Annotated in this window: 19 protein-coding genes, 1 tRNA gene and 1 pseudogene; 5 read left to right on the forward strand and 16 right to left on the reverse strand. The window is 66.5% G+C overall.

What is annotated here, in order from left to right:
* The first annotated feature begins 156 nt into the window (after positions 1-156).
* The gene (gene typA / locus MUB46_RS10700) at positions 157-1,995 is read left to right on the forward strand and encodes a translational GTPase TypA (RefSeq protein ID WP_261615886.1); all 1,839 of its coding nucleotides are present in this window, start codon (positions 157-159) and stop codon (positions 1,993-1,995) included.
* 115 nt (positions 1,996-2,110) lie between these two features.
* Positions 2,111-2,620, forward strand: coding sequence for a GNAT family N-acetyltransferase (locus MUB46_RS10705; RefSeq protein ID WP_261615887.1), 510 nt, complete (start codon positions 2,111-2,113; stop codon positions 2,618-2,620).
* Positions 2,621-2,759: 139 nt separating this feature from the next.
* Here the strand turns inward: MUB46_RS10705 and MUB46_RS10710 are convergent, their stop codons facing one another.
* Positions 2,760-3,623, reverse strand: coding sequence for an alpha/beta hydrolase (locus tag MUB46_RS10710; RefSeq protein ID WP_261615888.1), 864 nt, complete (start codon positions 3,621-3,623; stop codon positions 2,760-2,762).
* Between the two features lie 8 nt (positions 3,624-3,631).
* Positions 3,632-4,159, reverse strand: coding sequence for a hypothetical protein (locus MUB46_RS10715; protein WP_261615889.1), 528 nt, complete (start codon positions 4,157-4,159; stop codon positions 3,632-3,634).
* Positions 4,160-4,318: 159 nt separating this feature from the next.
* Here MUB46_RS10715 and ppa point away from each other — a divergent pair, with 159 nt between their 5' ends.
* Positions 4,319-4,852: an inorganic diphosphatase gene (gene ppa, locus MUB46_RS10720; protein WP_261615890.1), complete on the forward strand. Its 534-nt coding sequence runs from the start codon at positions 4,319-4,321 to the stop codon at positions 4,850-4,852.
* Positions 4,853-4,913: 61 nt separating this feature from the next.
* On the opposite strand, the gene folD is transcribed toward ppa, so the two are convergent.
* Genes folD through MUB46_RS10735 form a run of 3 tightly spaced genes read right to left on the reverse strand, consistent with a single transcriptional unit; the run spans position 4,914 to position 6,436 of the window.
* Positions 4,914-5,795: a bifunctional methylenetetrahydrofolate dehydrogenase/methenyltetrahydrofolate cyclohydrolase FolD gene (folD, locus tag MUB46_RS10725; RefSeq protein ID WP_261615891.1), complete on the reverse strand. Its 882-nt coding sequence runs from the start codon at positions 5,793-5,795 to the stop codon at positions 4,914-4,916.
* Positions 5,792-6,139: a DUF167 family protein gene (locus tag MUB46_RS10730; protein ID WP_261615892.1), complete on the reverse strand. Its 348-nt coding sequence runs from the start codon at positions 6,137-6,139 to the stop codon at positions 5,792-5,794. Before MUB46_RS10730 ends, folD begins: the two co-directional genes overlap by 4 nt.
* A gap of 6 nt (positions 6,140-6,145) precedes the next feature.
* Positions 6,146-6,436, reverse strand: a complete 291-nt coding sequence (locus MUB46_RS10735; RefSeq protein WP_261615893.1) for a YggT family protein — start codon at positions 6,434-6,436, stop codon at positions 6,146-6,148.
* Between the two features lie 139 nt (positions 6,437-6,575).
* Here MUB46_RS10735 and MUB46_RS10740 point away from each other — a divergent pair.
* Positions 6,576-6,651 (forward strand) — tRNA-Ala (locus tag MUB46_RS10740).
* 511 nt (positions 6,652-7,162) lie between these two features.
* Here MUB46_RS10740 and MUB46_RS10745 read toward each other — a convergent pair.
* From MUB46_RS10745 to MUB46_RS10790, 11 genes and pseudogenes are all read right to left on the reverse strand, one after another.
* Positions 7,163-7,879, reverse strand: coding sequence for a glutamine amidotransferase (locus MUB46_RS10745; RefSeq protein ID WP_261615894.1), 717 nt, complete (start codon positions 7,877-7,879; stop codon positions 7,163-7,165).
* Positions 7,880-7,895: 16 nt separating this feature from the next.
* Positions 7,896-8,687, reverse strand: coding sequence for a glucose 1-dehydrogenase (locus tag MUB46_RS10750; protein WP_261615895.1), 792 nt, complete (start codon positions 8,685-8,687; stop codon positions 7,896-7,898).
* Positions 8,688-8,809: 122 nt separating this feature from the next.
* The gene (locus MUB46_RS10755; RefSeq protein ID WP_261615896.1) at positions 8,810-9,280 is read right to left on the reverse strand and encodes a tellurite resistance TerB family protein; all 471 of its coding nucleotides are present in this window, start codon (positions 9,278-9,280) and stop codon (positions 8,810-8,812) included.
* Between the two features lie 163 nt (positions 9,281-9,443).
* Complete coding sequence (locus MUB46_RS10760; RefSeq protein WP_261616060.1) at positions 9,444-10,982, reverse strand: UxaA family hydrolase; 1,539 nt, start codon at positions 10,980-10,982, stop codon at positions 9,444-9,446.
* 111 nt (positions 10,983-11,093) lie between these two features.
* Complete coding sequence (locus tag MUB46_RS10765) at positions 11,094-12,023, reverse strand: SMP-30/gluconolactonase/LRE family protein (RefSeq protein ID WP_261615897.1); 930 nt, start codon at positions 12,021-12,023, stop codon at positions 11,094-11,096.
* Positions 12,024-12,043: 20 nt separating this feature from the next.
* Positions 12,044-12,994 carry an ABC transporter permease gene (locus MUB46_RS10770; protein WP_261615898.1) on the reverse strand — a complete coding sequence of 317 codons (951 nt, stop codon included), beginning with the start codon at positions 12,992-12,994 and terminating at the stop codon, positions 12,044-12,046.
* A complete protein-coding gene (locus MUB46_RS10775; RefSeq protein ID WP_261615899.1) occupies positions 12,994-13,935 on the reverse strand; it encodes an ABC transporter permease in 942 nt (313 codons plus the stop codon). The genes MUB46_RS10770 and MUB46_RS10775 overlap by 1 nt, the downstream gene beginning before the upstream one ends.
* Positions 13,932-14,780 carry an ATP-binding cassette domain-containing protein gene (locus tag MUB46_RS24325; protein ID WP_425256255.1) on the reverse strand — a complete coding sequence of 283 codons (849 nt, stop codon included), beginning with the start codon at positions 14,778-14,780 and terminating at the stop codon, positions 13,932-13,934. Before MUB46_RS24325 ends, MUB46_RS10775 begins: the two co-directional genes overlap by 4 nt.
* 141 nt (positions 14,781-14,921) lie before the next feature.
* Positions 14,922-15,374, reverse strand: a pseudogene (locus tag MUB46_RS24330) (ATP-binding cassette domain-containing protein); the annotation flags it as partial.
* A 126-nt stretch (positions 15,375-15,500) separates the two neighbouring features.
* A complete protein-coding gene (locus tag MUB46_RS10785; RefSeq protein WP_261615901.1) occupies positions 15,501-16,514 on the reverse strand; it encodes an ABC transporter substrate-binding protein in 1,014 nt (337 codons plus the stop codon).
* A 70-nt stretch (positions 16,515-16,584) separates the two neighbouring features.
* The gene (locus MUB46_RS10790) at positions 16,585-17,328 is read right to left on the reverse strand and encodes a FadR/GntR family transcriptional regulator (protein WP_261615902.1); all 744 of its coding nucleotides are present in this window, start codon (positions 17,326-17,328) and stop codon (positions 16,585-16,587) included.
* Between the two features lie 111 nt (positions 17,329-17,439).
* Between MUB46_RS10790 and MUB46_RS10795 the strand changes: the two genes are divergently transcribed.
* Positions 17,440-18,357 carry a 2-dehydro-3-deoxygalactonokinase gene (locus tag MUB46_RS10795; RefSeq protein WP_261615903.1) on the forward strand — a complete coding sequence of 306 codons (918 nt, stop codon included), beginning with the start codon at positions 17,440-17,442 and terminating at the stop codon, positions 18,355-18,357.
* Positions 18,358-18,372 lie beyond the last annotated feature (15 nt).

Genomic DNA, 18,372 nt, shown 5'->3' on the forward strand with positions numbered 1-18,372 from the left:
AGGACGGCGCCGGCGGCGGTGGGCGTCTGCGATGATCGCTAGATAATCCGATTGTCGTTTCGGCTTTCCGTCGCCGCATACAATCGCTATATTGCGCCGCAACACAACACACGGGCGTGGCCTATTGGCCTCTGCCCGTTTTTTGGCTCTGAGATCATGCAACTCCGCAATATCGCTATTATCGCCCATGTCGATCATGGGAAGACGACCCTCGTCGACTGCCTGCTGCAGCAGGCTGGCGCCTTCCGCGAAAACCAGCGCGTCGCCGAGCGCGTCATGGATTCCAACGACCTGGAACGCGAGCGCGGCATTACCATCCTGGCCAAGGCGACCTCGGTCGTCTGGAAAGATACGCGCATCAACATCGTCGATACGCCGGGCCACGCCGATTTCGGCGGCGAGGTCGAGCGCATCCTCAACATGGTGGACGGCGCGATCGTTCTGGTCGACGCGGCCGAAGGCCCGATGCCGCAGACCAAGTTCGTGGTCGGCAAGGCACTGAAGATCGGCCTTAAGCCGATTGTCGCCATCAACAAGGTCGACAAGCACGACGCCCGGCCGAACGAGGTCATCGACGAGGTGTTCGACCTGTTCGCGGCGCTCGACGCGACCGACGAGCAGCTCGATTTCCCGATCCTGTACGGCTCGGCGAAGCAGGGCTGGATGGCCGACAGCCCGGAGCCGCCGGCCGAGGGGCAGGGCTCGATGGAGCCGCTGTTCGAGCTGGTGCAGACGCACGTCGCCCCGCCCCAGGTGGAAGAGGGCCCGTTCCGCCTGCTCGGCACCATCCTGGAAGCCAATCCCTATCTCGGTCGCATCATCACCGGCCGCGTCAGCTCCGGCTCGATCAAGCCGAACCAGGCGATCAAGGTGCTGTCGCGCGACGGAACGCTGATCGAGCAGGGCCGGGTCTCCAAGATCCTCGCCTTCCGCGGCATCGACCGCACCGCCGTCGACCATGCCGAGGCCGGTGACATCATCGCCATCGCCGGACTGGAAAAGGGCACCGTCGCCGACACGTTCTGCGCGCCGGAGGTCGAGACGCCGCTGCAGGCCCAGCCGATCGATCCGCCGACCGTGTCGATGACCTTCCGCGTCAACGATTCCCCGCTCGCCGGCACCGAAGGCGACAAGGTGACGAGCCGCGTCATCCGCGACCGCCTGTTGAAGGAAGCCGAAGGCAGCGTCGCGCTGAAGATCGAGGAAACCGAAGACCGCGATTCCTTCGTCGTGTCCGGCCGCGGCGAATTGCAGCTCGCCATCCTGATCGAGACGATGCGCCGCGAGGGCTTCGAGCTCGGCGTGTCGCGTCCCCGCGTCGTCCTGCAGCGCGACGAGGCGACGAACCAGCTTCTCGAGCCGATCGAGGAGGTCGTCATCGACGTCGACGAGGAGCATGCCGGCGTCGTCGTGCAGAAGCTGTCCGAGCGCAGGGCCGACATGATCGAGATGCGCCCGTCCGGCGGCAACCGCCAGCGGCTCGTTTTCCACGCGCCGACGCGCGGGCTGATCGGCTATCAGGGCGAACTGCTGACCGATACGCGCGGCACGGCGGTGATGAACCGGCTGTTTCACGGCTACGCGCCCTACAAGGGCGAGCTGCCGGGCCGGCGCAACGGCGTGCTGATCGCCAACGAGGCCGGCGAGGCGGTGGCGTATGCGCTGTGGAACCTGGAGGATCGCGGCCCGATGATGATCGAGCCGGGCTGGAAGGTCTATCAGGGCATGATCGTCGGCGAGCACACCCGCGAGAACGATCTCGAGGTGAACGTGCTCAAGGGCAAGAAGCTCACCAATATCCGCACCACGTCGAAGGACGAGGCCGTGCGGCTGACCCCGCCGATCCGCATGACGCTCGAAAAGGCGCTTGCCTGGATCGACGACGACGAGCTGGTCGAGGTCACGCCGGAGTCGATCCGTCTGCGCAAGGCGCTGCTCGATCCGCACGAACGCAAGCGGGCGGAACGGGCCCGCGAAGCCGGCGCGGTGGCCTGACGCGAGGCTGGCATTGCGGCTTTGAGGCAACGCCTCGGCGACAAAACCGCTCATGGTGCCGTTTGACCGCATGTCACCGATTGCCGGGGCTGCGGCGCGGCGCTACCTTTTAACCATGAGCACCGTCGTCATCGACGTACGACCGGCTACTGCGAAAGACGCCGTCGGGATCTCGGAGGTCCATGACGAAGCCTGGGCGACGGCCTATCGCGGCATCATCCCGGCGGTGACGCTGGAAAAGATGATGGCCCGGCGCGGTCCGGCCTACTGGAGCCGCCTGACCTCGCGCGGCGGCGCAGGAACGCTCGTGCTGGCTTTCGACGGCGAGGTCGCCGGATACGCGACGCTCGGTCCCAACAGGGTGAAGCGGCTGTCCTATGGCGGCGAGATCTACGAACTCTATCTTCGGCCGACCCATCAGGGCATAGGCCTGGGCCGACGGGTGTTCCGGGAGGCGCGCAAGGTGCTCGGTGCCAACAGGCTCGAGGGGCTCGTCGTCTGGGCGCTCGAGGAGAACACGCAGGCGCGCCACTTCTACGGAGCGCTTGGCGGCATAGAGGTCGCACGCACCTACGAGCCCTTCGGCGACGCCAAGCTATCCAAGATCGCGTTCGCCTGGCGCTAGCCAGGCCGCGCCGTCCCGTATCGCTGAACTTTCCACGCGCGTTTCCCGCGAAAGCGGGCGTGAGGTTGCGACAGGGTAGTGGCGCGCGGTGCGCGATTCCCGCTTGCGCGGGAACGAGCGGAGAATGAAGAGGGCCGTACTACGGCAGCCCGAGCGCGTGCAGGAAGCCATCGACACCGTCCGTATAGGCGCCGGGCAGACCCAGGTCGCTGTCGATCGCCATGTGGCGCAGCTTCACCGGCATGACATCGGCCGTGCCTCCGCTTCGTTCGACAGCGGCGGCGAAGGCGGCCGCCTGGCCGCACGAGCGGCCGCCGAGACTGGAACAGACGAGAAGCATCGGCGCGGGCTTGGCGGCTAACCTGTGGATCGGCGAGACCGCCTTCCAGAACGCCGGATCGGCCCCGAAGGCCCGGTCGAAGACGTCGGCATGGCCCCGACCCATGATCTCGACGACGTCGTACGCGCCCGCGTCGAGGGAGATCGTGCCGAGCCAGGGGCTGGCGCCGTGCGCGGCGGCGAGGGCCGGATCGGCTGCGAGAAGCGAGACGAGATGTCCGCCCGAGGAATGGCCCATCAGGACGAAGCGATCGGGACCGCCGCCCCAGACGCCGGCCATGGACTGGGCTGCGGCCAGCGCCCTGGCGACGTCACCGGCCTGCTCGATTGGATCGGCCTCTGGGACGAGCCGCGTGTTCACGGAAACAAAGACGTAGCCGCGACCGAGCCAATGCGCCGCCTTATTGGCCACCACGGATTCGGTCCGCTTGTCGCCGGTCGTCCAGGCGCCGCCATGAACCATCAGGATGACGGGTGGCCCGGCGGTTCCGGCTCCACCGGAATCCGGCGGCAGGTAGACGTCCATCGTCTGCCAGACGCTGTCGCCATAGTCCACGTCCGCGATCACGTCGAAATGGGTGAAGGCCGGGCCGGCCAGCCCGTGCCGAGGCGCGGCGAGCAGAACCAGGATGAAGAGCGCCCAAATGCGGAAGCGGCGTCGCACGGCCGAGCTCAGTTGCCCAGGCTCCAGCCCGGATTGCCGACCGCCACGGGTTGCTGCGTTTCGCAATCGAAACCGGCGCTCATGGTGTCGGCGGCCTGGCGGGCGAGCGCGTTGGCATCCTTGTTGGCGAGTGCATCGACATAGGCGATGTGGCAGGTGCCGAAGTCGGAGACCTTGGTGACGACGAGGACCTGGCCTTCACGGCCGTCATCGAATTCGGTGAACCAGCGCAGGATCGTCGCGAAAGCCTCGCCGTCCGGGCCGAGACGCCACTCCAGGGTATCATTGATCCGGTTGAAGGGCGGCAAGGTCTGTCCGGCGGCGACCTGGACCTCCGCCGCCTTGCCGAACGAGACGAAGAAGCGGAGGTCGCCCTCGGCCACCCAGACCGCCTGATTGGGGATCGCCGGGCACATCCACGACGCGGAGCCCGAAATTTGATCCTGCCTGAAAATGCTGCATCGATCGAGATCGATCTTGGAATAGACGCTGCTGGGACCGGCCGCGAAAAGCGGGGTAGCAAAGGCAAAAGCCATGATCGCGGACACAATTCCCGCGGGAATCGCTCGATTTTTTGCGCGCAATGCGGCCTCCTGGTCAATTCCCGTGCGGCAATCCGGCCCGAATATTCAGATTGCCTTTTCCGGCCTGTTCCTGCCAGTACTCTGCCGAATAATCCCTAGCAGGAGTGAATCATGCGTATCGATGCGGTGCCGATCGGCGCCAATCCGCCCGAGGAAATCAACGTCATCGTAGAAGTGCCGGTGGGCGGCGAACCTATCAAATACGAGATGGACAAGGCGGCGGGCACCATGTTCGTCGACCGCTTCCTCTACACGCCGATGCGGTATCCCGGCAATTACGGCTTCGTGCCGCACACGCTATCGGAGGACGGCGATCCGATCGACGTGCTGGTACCCAACCAGCGGCCGATCGTTCCCGGTGCCGTCATGCCGTGCCGGCCAATCGGGGTTCTGCTCATGGAGGACGAGAAGGGCCTGGACGAGAAGATCGTCGCGGTGCCCGTCCATCGTATCACCCGGCGTTACGACAAGGTGCATACCTACGAAGACCTGCCGGCGATCACGCTGAAGCAGATCCAGCACTTCTTCGAGCACTACAAGGACCTCGAAAACGGCAAGTGGGTCAAGGTCGTCCGCTGGGGCGACGCCGACGAGGCCCGGCGCCTGATCACGGAGTCGATCGAGCGCGCCGGCACGAAATCGTAATCCCCGGATCGTTTCGGCTCGAAACCAACGGGCGGAAACGCCCGGATCTCGAAGACCTTCCCTAGAGAATCGGCTCGATACCGTTCTGCCGGCACGCGGCTTCCACCGTGTTGCGCAGCAGGCAGGCAATGGTCATCGGGCCGACTCCGCCGGGCACCGGCGTGATGGCGCCCGCCACCTTCAGCGCTTCGTCGTAGGCGACGTCGCCGACCAGGCGGGTCTTGCCGTCGTCCTTCGGGACGCGGTTTATGCCGACGTCGATGACGGTGGCGCCCGGCTTGATCCAGTTGCCTCTGATCATCTCGGGGCGGCCGACGGCGGCGATCAGCAGATCGGCGCGGCGACAGACCCCGGCCAGGTCGCGCGTGCGCGAATGGGCGATGGTCACGGTGCAGTTCTCGTTGAGCAGGAGCTGGGCGACCGGCTTGCCGACGATATTGGAGCGGCCGACGACAATGGCCTCCATGCCGGTGAGATCCGCGTGGACCTGCCTGGCGAGGATGACGCAGCCGACCGGCGTGCAGGGCACGAGCGCCGGCAGGCCGGTGGCCAGCCGGCCGGCATTGATGACGTGGAAGCCGTCGACGTCCTTGGCCGGGTCGATCGTGGCGATGACCGCGGCCGAATCGATCTGCGCGGGAAGCGGCAACTGCACGAGGATACCGTTGACGGCCGGATCGGCGTTGAGCTTGCGGACGAGGTCGAGCAGCTCTTCCTCACTGGTCGCGGCGTCGAGCCTGTGCTCGTAGGAGTTCATGCCGGCTTCGACGGTCTGCTTGCCCTTGTTGCGGACATAGACCGCGCTCGCGGGATCCTCGCCGACGAGGACGACCGCCAGGCCCGGCGTGACGCCATGATCGGCCTTGAGCGTCTCAACGGCCTTGGCCACGTCCTGGCGAAGCGCTGCGGCCGTCGCCTTGCCGTCGATGATTCGTGCCGTCATGAACGGTCCCCCTCGCTGTTCGATCCGAGCGCGCCGAGCGCGCCCTCAAGTTCCCTCACGTCGCCGGCAACATGCACCGTCTTCAGCCTTGCCTTGTGGCCGGATGCGACGGTGACGGTCGCGCGCGCGACACCCAGTGTCTTGGCCAGGAGCTTTTCCAGCGCCGTGTTGGCCGCGCCCTTTTCCGGCACGGCGCGCACGCGGGCGGCGAGCACCCGGCTGTCATCGGAGAGCCCGATCAAGCCGTCGATCTGGTCGCGGCTGCTTTTCGGCGTCAGCCGTACGTGTATGTCGACACCACCGGAAACCGCCTTGAACCAGTCGCGAGCGTGATCGGCGGACAAAGCGGCTCAGAAAACCGCGGGATAGATGTAGAGAAAGATGATGCGCTGGATCAGGAAGATCAGCAGCAGCAGGATCACCGGCGAGATGTCGATGCCGCCGAGATTGGGCATGAACCGCCGGATCGGCCGCAATGCCGGCTCGGTCAGGCGCCACAGCGCCTCGCCAACCATGCTGACGAACTGGTTGCGCGTGTTGACGACGTTGAAAGCGATGAGCCAGCTGAAGATCGCCGAGATGATGACAATCCAGACGTAGAGCTGGAGGGCGATCAGAATGACATCGAGGATGGCGCGCATGATTCGATTGACCCGCGTTTGGCAGACAAACGATCTAGCGGTCCCAATACGCCACCGCAACCCTCGGAAAACATTGAATCGGGTGTTTCGCTTGACAGCGGGGGGCTCGCGATCCTAAATCCCGCCACCCAGGTACCTTGGGGCCGTAGCTCAGTTGGGAGAGCGCCGCGTTCGCAATGCGGAGGTCAGGGGTTCGACCCCCCTCGGCTCCACCAATCCCCTCGCAGGGTGAATTGGTTTCACCTAGGTCTTCTCGGTTTATCGAAATCGCTCAGACTGACGCCGTTCCGGCGCCGCACCAGCGCTGACGGTTCCGTTCGTCGCGCCGTGGCGCTTCGGGCCATGCCGGCTCCGGCGAAGGTCCCGTTTCCGCATGCTCCATCCATCCCGCTAGCTGCCGAGCCGGACTCGTTGCCGGCGCCATGCGCCGGCCTGGAGGGAGCGGAGAGAAGAGGGAAATGGGATGGGAGGTAGCGGAAAGGGGTCGCGATCATCGCTACCCCCCATCCAGTCCGGGCTGACTACGCACGACCAGATGCCAGCCTGGCCATATCCCTGCAATCGGCTTGCCAGTTAAGGTAAACGAATCTTCGCGCGATATATGGCGGGTGTTGGACATGGCGGCGCAATATATGGTGCCTTAAGTCGGCGAATGCTTAAGCCGCGTTTCGCAATCTGCGAGGCAATTTGCAAAATGCGAAAACCGGGTGGCTCGCTACTCGGCGGCTATCCGGCAGCCTGGGCGTGCCGGCGCGGATCGGCGCGGAGCCACAGATCGAGGAAATCCTCGAGCCAGCGGCGGATGTCTGGGTCGAAGACGGACCGCCCCTCGAAGTGGTCGCGGCGGCGCTGGGCGCCGGGCATGTCCATCCGGGCGGCGCCGCGCACGGTCCAGCGATGCATCATCGCCAGCGTCAACTCGGCATGGAACTGGACGCCGAAGGCGCAGGTGCCGACACGGAACGCCTGATTCTCGAACATGTCGCCGCTGGCCAGAAGCTCGGCCTCCTTGGGCACGTCGAAGCCCTCGCGGTGCCACTGATAGACCATTCCGGGCCAGTCCATCATCCGGCGCCCGCTCTCGGTCGCGCGCAGCGGATAGTAGCCGACTTCGGCACAGCCCTCGGGATGCGGGCGGACCTGACCGCCAAGCGTCTTCACCATCTGCTGCGCGCCGAGGCAGACGCCGAGAAACGGCGCGTTTTCCTTCAGCGGCACGTTGATCCAGTCGATCTCGCGGCGGATGTAGTCGTGCTCGTCGTTGGCGCTTTGCGGCCCGCCGAAGATCACCGCACCGGCATGGGCGCGCAGCGTCGTCGGTAGCGGTTCTCCAAGAACGGGGCGGCGAATGTCGAGCTCGTAGCCGCGCCGCTGCAGGGCCTGGCCGATGCGGCCGGGCGTCGAGCCTTCCTGGTGCAGAACGATGAGAATCGGTTGCGGCATGGTTTCGGCGCCCAGACTACATGGCGCTGAGGCCCCCATCGAGCTTGATTTCCGAGGCGGTCATATAACGGGATTCGTCGCTTGCCAGATAGATGGCCGCGTAGGCGACATCCTCGACCGTGCACAGCCGCTTCAGCGGGATCTGCCGGGTGAGCTTGCCCTTCTGGTCGTCGGTCAGCGGCTGCCGCTCGCCGCCACGGGCGAAGACGTCCTGCAGCAGGCCGGTCTCGATGAAGGTGGGATGGATCGAGTTGGCGCGGATGTCGTCGCCGCGGTGGGCGCAATGCAGCGCCGTGGACTTGGTCAGCATCCACATGCCCGCCTTGGCGGTGTTGTAGGCGGCGACATTGTGGCCGGCGACGAGGCCGGACACCGAGGAGACATTGACGATCGAGGCGGGCTGGCTCTCGCGCAGATAGGGGATCGCGAGCCGCATGCCGAGATAGACCGAATCGAGATTGACCCCCATGCAGCGGCGCCACTCGGACGGGTCCGTCTCCTCCACCGAACCGACGGCCCAGATGCCGGCGTTGTTGACGAGAACGTCGATGCCGCCGAGGGCCGCGTTCGCTGTCTCCAGCGCCTCGGCCCATCCGCTCTCCGACGTCACGTCGTGGGCGCAGAAGGCGGCCGCGCCGGGCGCGTCGTCGTTGACCCTGCCGGCCAGGGCCTGGACCGCGGTGCCATCCAGGTCGGTCAGCATCACGCGGGCGCCCTCGGACACGAAGGCGTGCGCGATCGCGCTGCCGATGCCGCCGGCCGCGCCGGTGATGAATGCCCGTTTTCCCTTCAAACGGCTTGCGGTCATGAGACCTCCGTCCTGCTCGCCCCGCCGACGGCAAGATGCCTGCTTAGAAAACAGACGATTGGGTAGCGGGTTTGACGTGCGGACTCAAGGAAATCGCGTGAAACCGCTCGCACCGAACCGCTTCAGTCGTTCTTCGGCATGTGGTCGGGGGCGTGCTCGACGCGCTTGCGCAGGGCGATGCGCTCGCGCGACGAAATGCCGAGCAGTTCGGCGACGCGCCAGATGAAGTTGTCCTCGACCTCGTGGACTTCGCCGTCGGCATAGACGAGTTCCCACAGCATCTCGACGACGCCGCGTCGGCCGTCCTCGTCGAGCGCCCGCTTCAGGACGCTGGTGAAGGCGTAGAGGTCGATCGCCTCCAGATCGCGACGGCGCGCCTCGGCGATCAGCCGGGACGTCTCGTCGTCGTTGAGGTCGAACTTCTGCTGCATGAGCAGGCGCAGCTTGACCTTCTCCGGCTCGTCGACGATGCCGTCGACGGCGATCGCGTGCACGGCGAGGGCGGCGGTCGCGACACGCGGATCGGTGGCGTCGAACACCGGCTCAGACTCCGCCTTGAGGTTGCGGATAACCTTCTGGATTGCCCCGAACATCGGCCCCTGTCCTACGCCACTACCTGTGCCCATCGTCTGCTGGGCTACCCACACGAAGGCTGCCGCCCCCGAACGCGCGCCGATACTAGTGGCACCGTGCCACGCCGACCAAGACCCGTCGGCGCGGATTCCGCAGTCCGTGTCCTTGCGGACACAATGGCGCTCACATGGTGGCGCCGATGACCCAGGGCGTGAACTCGTTGTCGCCGAATCCGAGCTCCTCGCTTTTCGACTTCTCGCCGGAGGCGACGGCGAGCAGCCGGTCGAAGATGCGCCGGCCCATGTCCTGAACGCCGACGCCATGGGACAGGATCTCGCCGCAGTTGATGTCCATGTCCTCGGCCATGCGCTCGTACATCGCCGTGTTGGTGGCGAGCTTGACGCTGGGAGCCGGCTTGAAGCCGAACACCGAGCCGCGACCGGTGGTGAAGCAGACGATATTGGCGCCGGAGGCGACTTCGCCGGTGATGGAGGCCGGGTCGTAGCCCGGCGAATCCATGAACACGAAGCCCTTGGCGGTTACCGGCTCGGCGTACTTGTAGACCCCGACCAGGTCGGTCGTGCCGCCCTTGGCGGCGGCGCCCAGCGATTTCTCCAGGATCGTCGTCAGCCCGCCGGCCTTGTTGCCGGGCGAGGGATTGTTGTTCATGTCGCCGCCGTTGCGGGCGGTGTAGTCCTCCCACCATCGGATGCGCTCGACCAGCTTCTCGCCGACGGCGCGATCGGGCGCGCGGCGGGTCAGCAGGTGCTCGGCGCCATAGATCTCCGGCGTTTCGGCCAGGATCGCGGTGCCGCCGTGGCGAACCAGCAGGTCCGCGGCCGCCCCCAGGGCCGGATTGGCGGTGATGCCGGAATAGGCGTCCGAGCCGCCGCATTGCAGTGCGAGGCAGAGATGTTCGGCCGAGACCGTCTCGCGCGTCACCGCGTTGGCGGTTGGCAGCATCGCCTCGACACGGCGGATGCCCTCCTCGACCGCCTTCCGCGTGCCGCCCCACTCCTGGATCGTCATGTGCTGGAAGCGGCGGTCGTCGTGCAGATCGTAGGCCTCCATCAGGAAACGGATCTGGTTGACCTCGCAGCCGAGACCGACCAGCACCACCCCGGCGCAGTTCGCATGACGGACGTAGCCCCACATGGTGCGCTGCAGGGTCTCGAAGCCCTCGCCGGCATCGGCGAGGCCGCAGCCGGTGCCGTGCACGAAGGCCGAGACGCCGTCGACATTCGGAAAGGCGGCAAGGCGCTCCGTGGTGAAGTGCGCGGCGATCATGCGCGCGACCGTCGCCGAGCAATTCACCGTCGAGACAATGGCGATGTAGTTGCGCGTCGCCACGCGGCCGTCGTGGCGGACGATGCCCTGGAAGGTGGCGCGCTCGGCCTCGGGCACGAACGCCGTCGGCTTGGCCTCGGCGCCGAAGGCGTAGTCGCGGGCGAAATCGCCCATCACGCAGTTCTGCGTGTGGACGTGGTCGCCGGGCGCGATGTCGACGGCGGCGAAGCCGATGATCTGGCCGTACTTGCGGATCTCCTCGCCCCTGGCGACAGGCCGCGTCGCGATCTTGTGGCCGGAGGGGATGTCGCCGGTGGTCGTCACGCCCTCGCCCGGCACGGCGGTGCCGGCGGCGATCTTCGAGGCGGCGACGATGACGTTGTCGCTCGGATTGAGCCGGATGACGCGCGGTCCGTCCGCGCTGACGGGAGACATTGCGTTCACGGGTTTGGTTTCCGGTTCGGGTTTCGTTTTCAGTTTCGCATGCCAACGGCCCGCGTCACGGGCAGCGCCGGGTTTCCGCGAACGCCGTCGCAAGTCATGGTCTCAGGGAACCTGCGCGCCGCTCACGCCGACGAAGACCGAATAGAGAGAGCGCGTCGCCGTGATGAACAGCCGGTTGCGCTTCGGCCCGCCGAAGGTGAGGTTGGCGACCATCTCGGGGATGCGGATCTTGCCGAGCAGGTTGCCCCGCGGGTCGTAACAATGGACCCCGTCCCGGGCGCTCGTCCAGACGTTTCCCTCGACGTCCAGGCGCATGCCGTCCGGCACGCCGGGCGAGACCTCGGCGAAGACCTTGCCCTTCTTCAGGCTCCGGCCCTTCTCGACGGAGAAGACGCGGATGTGACGCGGCCCTTCCGGGTCGTGGCTGAGACCGGAATCGGCGATGTAGAGCTTCGACTCGTCGGGCGAGAAGGCAAGGCCATTCGGCTTGACGAAATCGTCGGCGACGACCTCGATCTTCCCGCTCTTCGGATCGACCCGGAAGACATAGCAGCCGTCCTGCTCGGGCTCTGCCTTGTGGCCTTCGTAGTCGGACATGATCCCGTAGGTCGGGTCGGTGAACCAGATCGACCCGTCCGACTTCACCACAACGTCGTTGGGCGAATTGAGCTTCCTGCCCTTGTAGGTGTCGGCGATCACGGTGATCGCCCCGTCGGGCTCGGTGCGGGTGACGCGGCGCCCGCCGTGCTCGCAGGAGACGAGCCGGCCCTCGCGGTCGCGGGTGTTTCCGTTCGAATGGTTGGAATCGGCGCGGAACACCGAGACGGTCCCGTTGGCGCCGCCGTCGGGCAGCCAGCGCAGCATGCGCCGGTTGGGGATGTCGCTCCAGACGAGAAAGCCGCCGTCGCCGAACCAGACCGGGCCTTCCGCCCAGCGGCATCCGTCGAACAGCCTCTCGACGTCGGCCGTCGGCACGGTGAGATCGTAGAAGCGCTTGTCCACGTATTCGTAGGAATCGCCGACCAGAGCCATCGTCACTCCTCCCTTCTTGCCTAGCGCGTGTTGCGCTGTCCGCCGGCGATGGTGATGACGCCGATGATGATGAGGCCGGTCATGACAAGCCGGACGCCGGCGCCCAGCCCGAACGTGTTCAGCATGGTGACCAGCAGGAACAGGAACAGCGCCGCCCCCCACAGCCCCGGCACGTTGGCGAAGCCGCCGGCGACCGAGGTGCCGCCGATCACCACCACGGCGATGGAGGAGAGCAGGTACTCCTGACCCATGTTGAGCGCGGCGCCGCCGGAGAAGGCGGAGAACAGGTAGCCGCATAGCGCGGCGAAGACGGCGCACATCACATAGGTCGCAAACCGCGTGGCATCGACCGAGACCCCGGCGAGCCAGGCCGCGCGCGGGTTCTGGCCGATGGCGATCACCGACCTGCCGTAGACGGTGCGGGTCAGGATCACGTGCATGACGACGGCGAGCAGCACGACGCAGATCGCCAATACGGGGATGCCCAGAACCACGGACGTCGAGAAATCGGCCAGCAGCGGCGGCGGCTTGATCCTCAGGCCCCGGTTGTACCAGATCGCCGCGGACTGGAAGACGAAGCTCGACGACAGGGTGGCGATGATCGGCGGAATGCGCAGAAGCCGGATCAAAGCGTAGTTGAAGATTCCGACGCCGATGCCGACGCCGATCGCCGCCGCCAGTCCGATCAGGATCATCGAATCCTGCGTGTCCATGATCTTGGTGGCGACGGTGCCGGCGAGTGTCATCGCCGCCGGAATCGACAGGTCGACATTGCCGGGACCGAGCGTGACGACGAACATCTGCCCGAGCGCGACGATCACGAAGAAGGTCGCGAAGGTGAAGGCCGCCGTCAGGACCTGTCCGGCGCCCTGGCCTTGGGTGAAGCCGATGGTGACGATCCACACCGCGATCGCCGCGGCGTAGGCCCAGATCCAGGGCTTCTCCAGAAAGCGTGCGATGACCGCTGGCATCAGTGTCTCGCCTCCGCCCGGTTGATGAGCGCGCGCAGCGCCAGGACGATGATCAGGATCGCGCCCTGCGCGCCGATCTGCCAGTCGGGACTGATCCTGAGGAAGGACAGGAACGAACCGGCGAGCGTCAGGGTGATGGCGCCGATCACCGCGCCGGCCGGCGAGACGCGGCCGCCGACGAACTCGCTGCCGCCGAGGATCGCGCCGGCGATGGATAACAGCGTGTAGCGCATCGCGATATTGGCGTCCGCCGAGGTGGTGAGGCCGACGAGCGCGATGCCCGAAAGCGCGCCGAAAAAGCCGGCGAACGCGAACATGGTCATCTTGACCTTGAGCATCGACCAGCCGGCGCGGGCGACCGAGCGCGGATTGCCGCCGGCGCCACGCAGGACCGCGCCATAGGCCGACCGCATCAGCCCGAAATGGACGATGAGCGCGATGGCGATCGCCGCCAGGACCGAGAACGGCACGTAGGGCGTCTTCAGCTTCATGAGCGCCTGAATCCAGTCCGGTGCCTTGCCGCCCGGCGTGGGCAGAAGCAGCACGGCAAGGCCGGCCCAGACGAAGGACATGCCGAGCGTGACGACGATGGAGGGCAGGTTGCGCAAGTGGATCAGCGCGCCCAGCGCCGCGTAGACGACGATGCAGGCGATGAGAACGGCGACACCCAGGAGCGGAACCTCGTTCAGCCAAGTCGCGGCGACGCAGGCGCAAAAGCTGACATAGGCGCCGATCGACAGGTCGAGATCGTTGACGCAGAGGATGAACATCTGCGCGATGGTCGCCAGCGCGATCGGCACCGCCAGGTTGAGCAGCAGGTTGAGCCCGAAATAGCTCATCGCGCGCGGCTGCAGATAGAAGATGGCGATCAGGATCACCGTCAGCGACATCGCCGGAAGGATCGAGCGCATCAGGCGCGGCGACATCAGGGCTGCGGTCATGCGTCCTCCGTGAACGAGGATTGCAGAACCTTCTCCTCGGTGAGCTGGTCGCGGGGCAGATCGGCGACGATGCGGCCGTTGCGGAAGACGTAGACGTGGTCGCAGTTCTTCAGTTCGTCGAGCTCGGTGGTGTACCAGACGAAGGTGCGGCCCTTGGCGGCCTCGTCGCGAATGATCCCGTAGACCTCCTGCTTGGTGCCGACGTCGACGCCGCGCATCGGATCGTCCATCAGCACGATCTCGGCATCGGAGCCGAGGGCGCGGGCGAACAGCGCCTTCTGCTGGTTGCCGCCGGACAGGGACAGGATGTTGTCGTGGATGTCTGGCGTGCGGATCTTGATGCGCGCGCGCCAGGATTCCGCCATCTCGTTTTCCTGGCGCGGGTCGATCAGCGGGCCCCGGCGCATGGCGCGGATCGAGCGGATGCCGATATTGCGGGCGATCGACCACAGGGGGAAGACGCCGTCAGTCTGGCGGTCGCCGGCGACCAGCGCCACGGGCGCGTCGACGGATGCGCCTCCGCCTGCCTGGCTGCCCGCCCGACTCCCCGCCCGCGCGCGGGTCCGGGGCTTCGCCGAATAGATCTGCAGCAGCATCGCGGTCTGTCCGTGGCCCTCGAGGCCGGCCAGTCCGACGACTTCGCCCCGGTGCGCCGAGAGCGCCATGGTGTCGGCCTGTGCCGGGGGGCGGGCGGTGACGCGCGGGGCTGCGCCGGTGCGCTTCGAGACGAAGTCGCCCGCCTTGGCGGCGTCCTCTTCCTTGGCCACCGAACCCATGGCGCCGACCAGCGAGGTGCGGGTGAAATCCCTGGCGGGGCGGGCGTCGACCACCTTGCCGTCGCGCATGACGATGACCCGGTCGCAGGTCGACAGGATCTCGCCGAGGAGATGGGAAATCAGTATGCAGGCGCCGCCGCCTTCGACGTAGCGGCGCACGAAGGAGAGCAACTGCTCGGCCACTACCGCGTCGAGCGAGGAGGTTGGCTCGTCCAGGATCACGAGCTTGACCCTGCCTTCGGTCTCGGAGAAGGCGCGGGCGATCTCGACCATCTGGCGACGGGCGATCGACAGGTCGCCGACGATGTCGTTGGCATCGACACCGTGGCCGGGAAAAATCTCGTCGAGCTTGGAGACGATCACCGCGCCCGCCCGTTTGCGCCAGCCGAAGCCGCGCAGGGCCGGGTGCATGATGCGGGCATTCTCCGCGACGGTCAGATTGGGGCAGAGCGAAAGCTCCTGGAAGACGCAGCGCAGGCCGGCGGCGTGCGCCTGGGACACGCCGTAGCGTCCCGTCACGTCGGCGGTTCCGACGCGGATCGTGCCGCGATCCGGCGAGAGCGTGCCGGACAGCACGTTCATCAGCGTCGACTTGCCGGCACCGTTGTGGCCGACGAGGCCGAGGCATTCGCCGGCGGTGATGACGAGGTCGACGCCGGCGAGCGCATGGACGGCGCCGAAATGCTTTTCGACGCCGTCCAGATGGAAGATGCGTTCAGGCCGTTCGGACATGCCCGTGCGCTTTCGATTCCCGTCGGTCAGCCGGAGCCCGTCCGAACCACCATGCTGTCATTTCGCCGCGTTGATGACCTCCTGGGCGTCCTCGAGCGTGTACTCGACATTGGCGACGCCGCCCTTCTCGGTGTTGGCCAGGTTCTCTTCCAGATTGTCCTGATCGATGCGCAGGAAGGGCACGACGAGATCCTTCGGCACGTCCTGGCCGTCGAGGATCTGCTGGGCGACCCAGAAGGCGAGGGTGGAGACGCCCGGAGCGATCGACACCGACATGGTCTCGTAGCCGTTGGCGTCCTTCTGTTCCTTCCACCACAGGAGCTCGTCCTCGCGGTTGCCCATGATGATCAGCGGGGTCGGCCGGTCCGCCGCCTTGAAGGCCTGCGCGGCACCGTATCCGTCGCCGCCCTGGGTCACGACCGCGTCGACATCGGGCAGGCTCGGCAGAATGCCGGCGACCGCCTTCTGGGAGACGTCCTGGGCCCAGTCGCCGTGCACGGAGCCGACGATCTTGAACTGCGGGTTCTCCGCGACGCCCTCGTGGATGCCCGCCGAAATCTCGTCGTCGACGAAGACGCCGGCCAGGCCGCGGATCTCGAGCAGGTTTCCGCCATCGGGCATCTTCTCGGCGAGATAGAGCACCTCGTCCTTGCCCATCTGCTTGAAGTCGACGGCGATGCGCCAGGCGCACGGTTCGGTGACGATGCCATCGAAGGAGACGACGGTGATCCCGGCGTCGCAGGCTTCTTTCACCGCGCCGTTGAGGGCGTCCGGCGAGGCCGCGTTGATGACGATCGCGTCATAGCCCTGCAGGATCAGGTTCTGGATCTGCGCGGCCTGCTCGGTCACCTGGTTCTCGGCGGTGGTGAACGGGTCGGCCGCTGCGACGGTGCCGTCCTCGACGGCCTTCTTGGTGACCTTGTCCCAGCTTCGCAGCATCGCCTGACGCCAGGAGTTGCCGGCGTAGTTGTTGGACAGGGCTATCTTCTTGTCAGAGGTGTCGGCCAGGGCACTGCCGGCCGCAAGTCCGAGTGACACCGCGGTCGCTACCATCAGGGGCTTTTTCAGCATTGGGGTTCCTCCAGTTATATTTTCGACCGCTTGCCGCGGTCCTTCAGAGCGCCGGCCAAGGCGCCGGCGATCATTCCTTCGATCCGGTTCTGCCGCCTCCCCAGATCATCTCCTCGAGGTCGACCAGCGCCTCGTCGAGCAGGTGCGTCATCGCCGCCCGGGCCGCGTCCGGCTTGCGCCTCTCGATCGCCGCGTAGACGGCGCGGTGCAGCGGCACGGAGGCCTGGCGTTTCGCAGGCTCCACGTTGACGATCGAGAAGCTGCGGGTCAGCGCCGGCTCGAGCAGATGGCCGAGCGATACGAGCAGCTCGTTGCGCGTCGCGATCAGCACGGCACGGTGAAACGCGAGATCCGGTGCAATCCAGCCTTCCAGCGACGTGGCGCTGGCCATGCCCTCGAGGCTGCGGTGCATGATGTCGAGGTCGTCCACGTCGCGGCGCGCGGCGGCCAGCGCGGCCGCGGCCGGCTCTATGATGTGGCGGAACTCGAAGAATGCCTGCGCGTAGGTGCGATCGGGCGCGGTGCCGAACGCCCAGGTGGTGACGTCGGGATCGAGCATGTTCCATTCGCTGCGCTGGCGCACGCGGGTGCCGGTCTTCGGCCGGGATTCGACCAGGCCCTTGCCGGCGAGCATCTTGATGGCTTCGCGAAAGGAGGTGCGGCTGACCGCCAGGCGGGCACTGTAGTCGCCTTCGGTCGGAAGCACGGAGCCGGGCGCGAACTCGCCGGCGACGATGCGGCGGCCGAGCTCGTCGACGATCTGGCCATGAACGCTACGCCGGGCCGTCGAAAGGGCCCGAGCCGGCTTGTTCACGTGTATCCTCCCTCGCCGCCGGTTATGACGTATCCGTTGTTCGGATTGGCGGCTTCATTTGTCGTACAATAACACCAATGACCGGGAAGACGGCAAGAGGGGAGATGTGACGTGACTCGAATCGAAGCGGTGCTGATCGACTGGGGGACGACCAACGTCCGCGCCTACGGGATCGGCGCGGATGGCGCGATTCTCGAGCGTCGTGTTTCGGCGCATGGCATCCGGAACGTTCCCGATCGGCAATTCGCCGCCGCTTTCGATGCTCTGGTCGGCGACTGGCGCGCAGGTGCGCCGGTACCCGTCCTGATGAGCGGCATGATCGGCAGCCGCCAGGGCTGGGCCGAAGCGCCCTACGTAGCCTGTCCGGCGGGCCTGGACGGTCTTGCGGACGGTCTTTTGAGCGTTCCGGACCGGTCCGGCGTGCGGATCGTGCCCGGCGTCTGTCTCGGTGCGGCGGCCACCCGTCGCGACGTCATGCGCGGCGAGGAAGTGCAGTGTTTCGGCGCGCTGGCGACCGAACGGATTGCGGACGCGATACTCTGTCTGCCCGGCACCCACAGCAAATGGGTGCGGATGGAGGGGGGCAGGCTCGTCGATTTCGCCACTGCCATGACCGGCGAGGCCTACGAGGTGCTGCGTCGCCACTCGATCCTCTCCGCCCTGATGCGGGACGAGGAGACCGGCGCGACCGGCGACAGCCGGTGGTTCGCCGCCGGCCTGGAGCGTTCGGGCGACCCGGGTGGCCTGCTGCACCATCTGTTCTCGGTTCGCGCCGACGGGCTGTTCGAGGTCGTGCCGGGCGAGGGACTTGCCGACTATCTGTCCGGAATCCTGATCGGGCACGAGATCCGGTCCATGGCCGGCCTGTTTCCGGCGCCGCGGCCCGTTCTGGTCGTCGGCGGCAGCGGACTGGCCGCCGCCTATCGTGCCGCCTTGTCCCATCTGGAGGTCGAGGCGCGTGCGATCGACGCCGAAAAAGCGACGACTTCCGGACTTTTCCGGATCCTTTCAAAGGGGCGGTCCATGTAGGATCGACCCGCGGAA

The sequence above is a fragment of the Microbaculum marinisediminis genome, assembly GCF_025397915.1.
In the GTDB taxonomy this organism is placed as follows: Bacteria; Pseudomonadota; Alphaproteobacteria; order Rhizobiales; family Tepidamorphaceae; genus Microbaculum; species Microbaculum marinisediminis.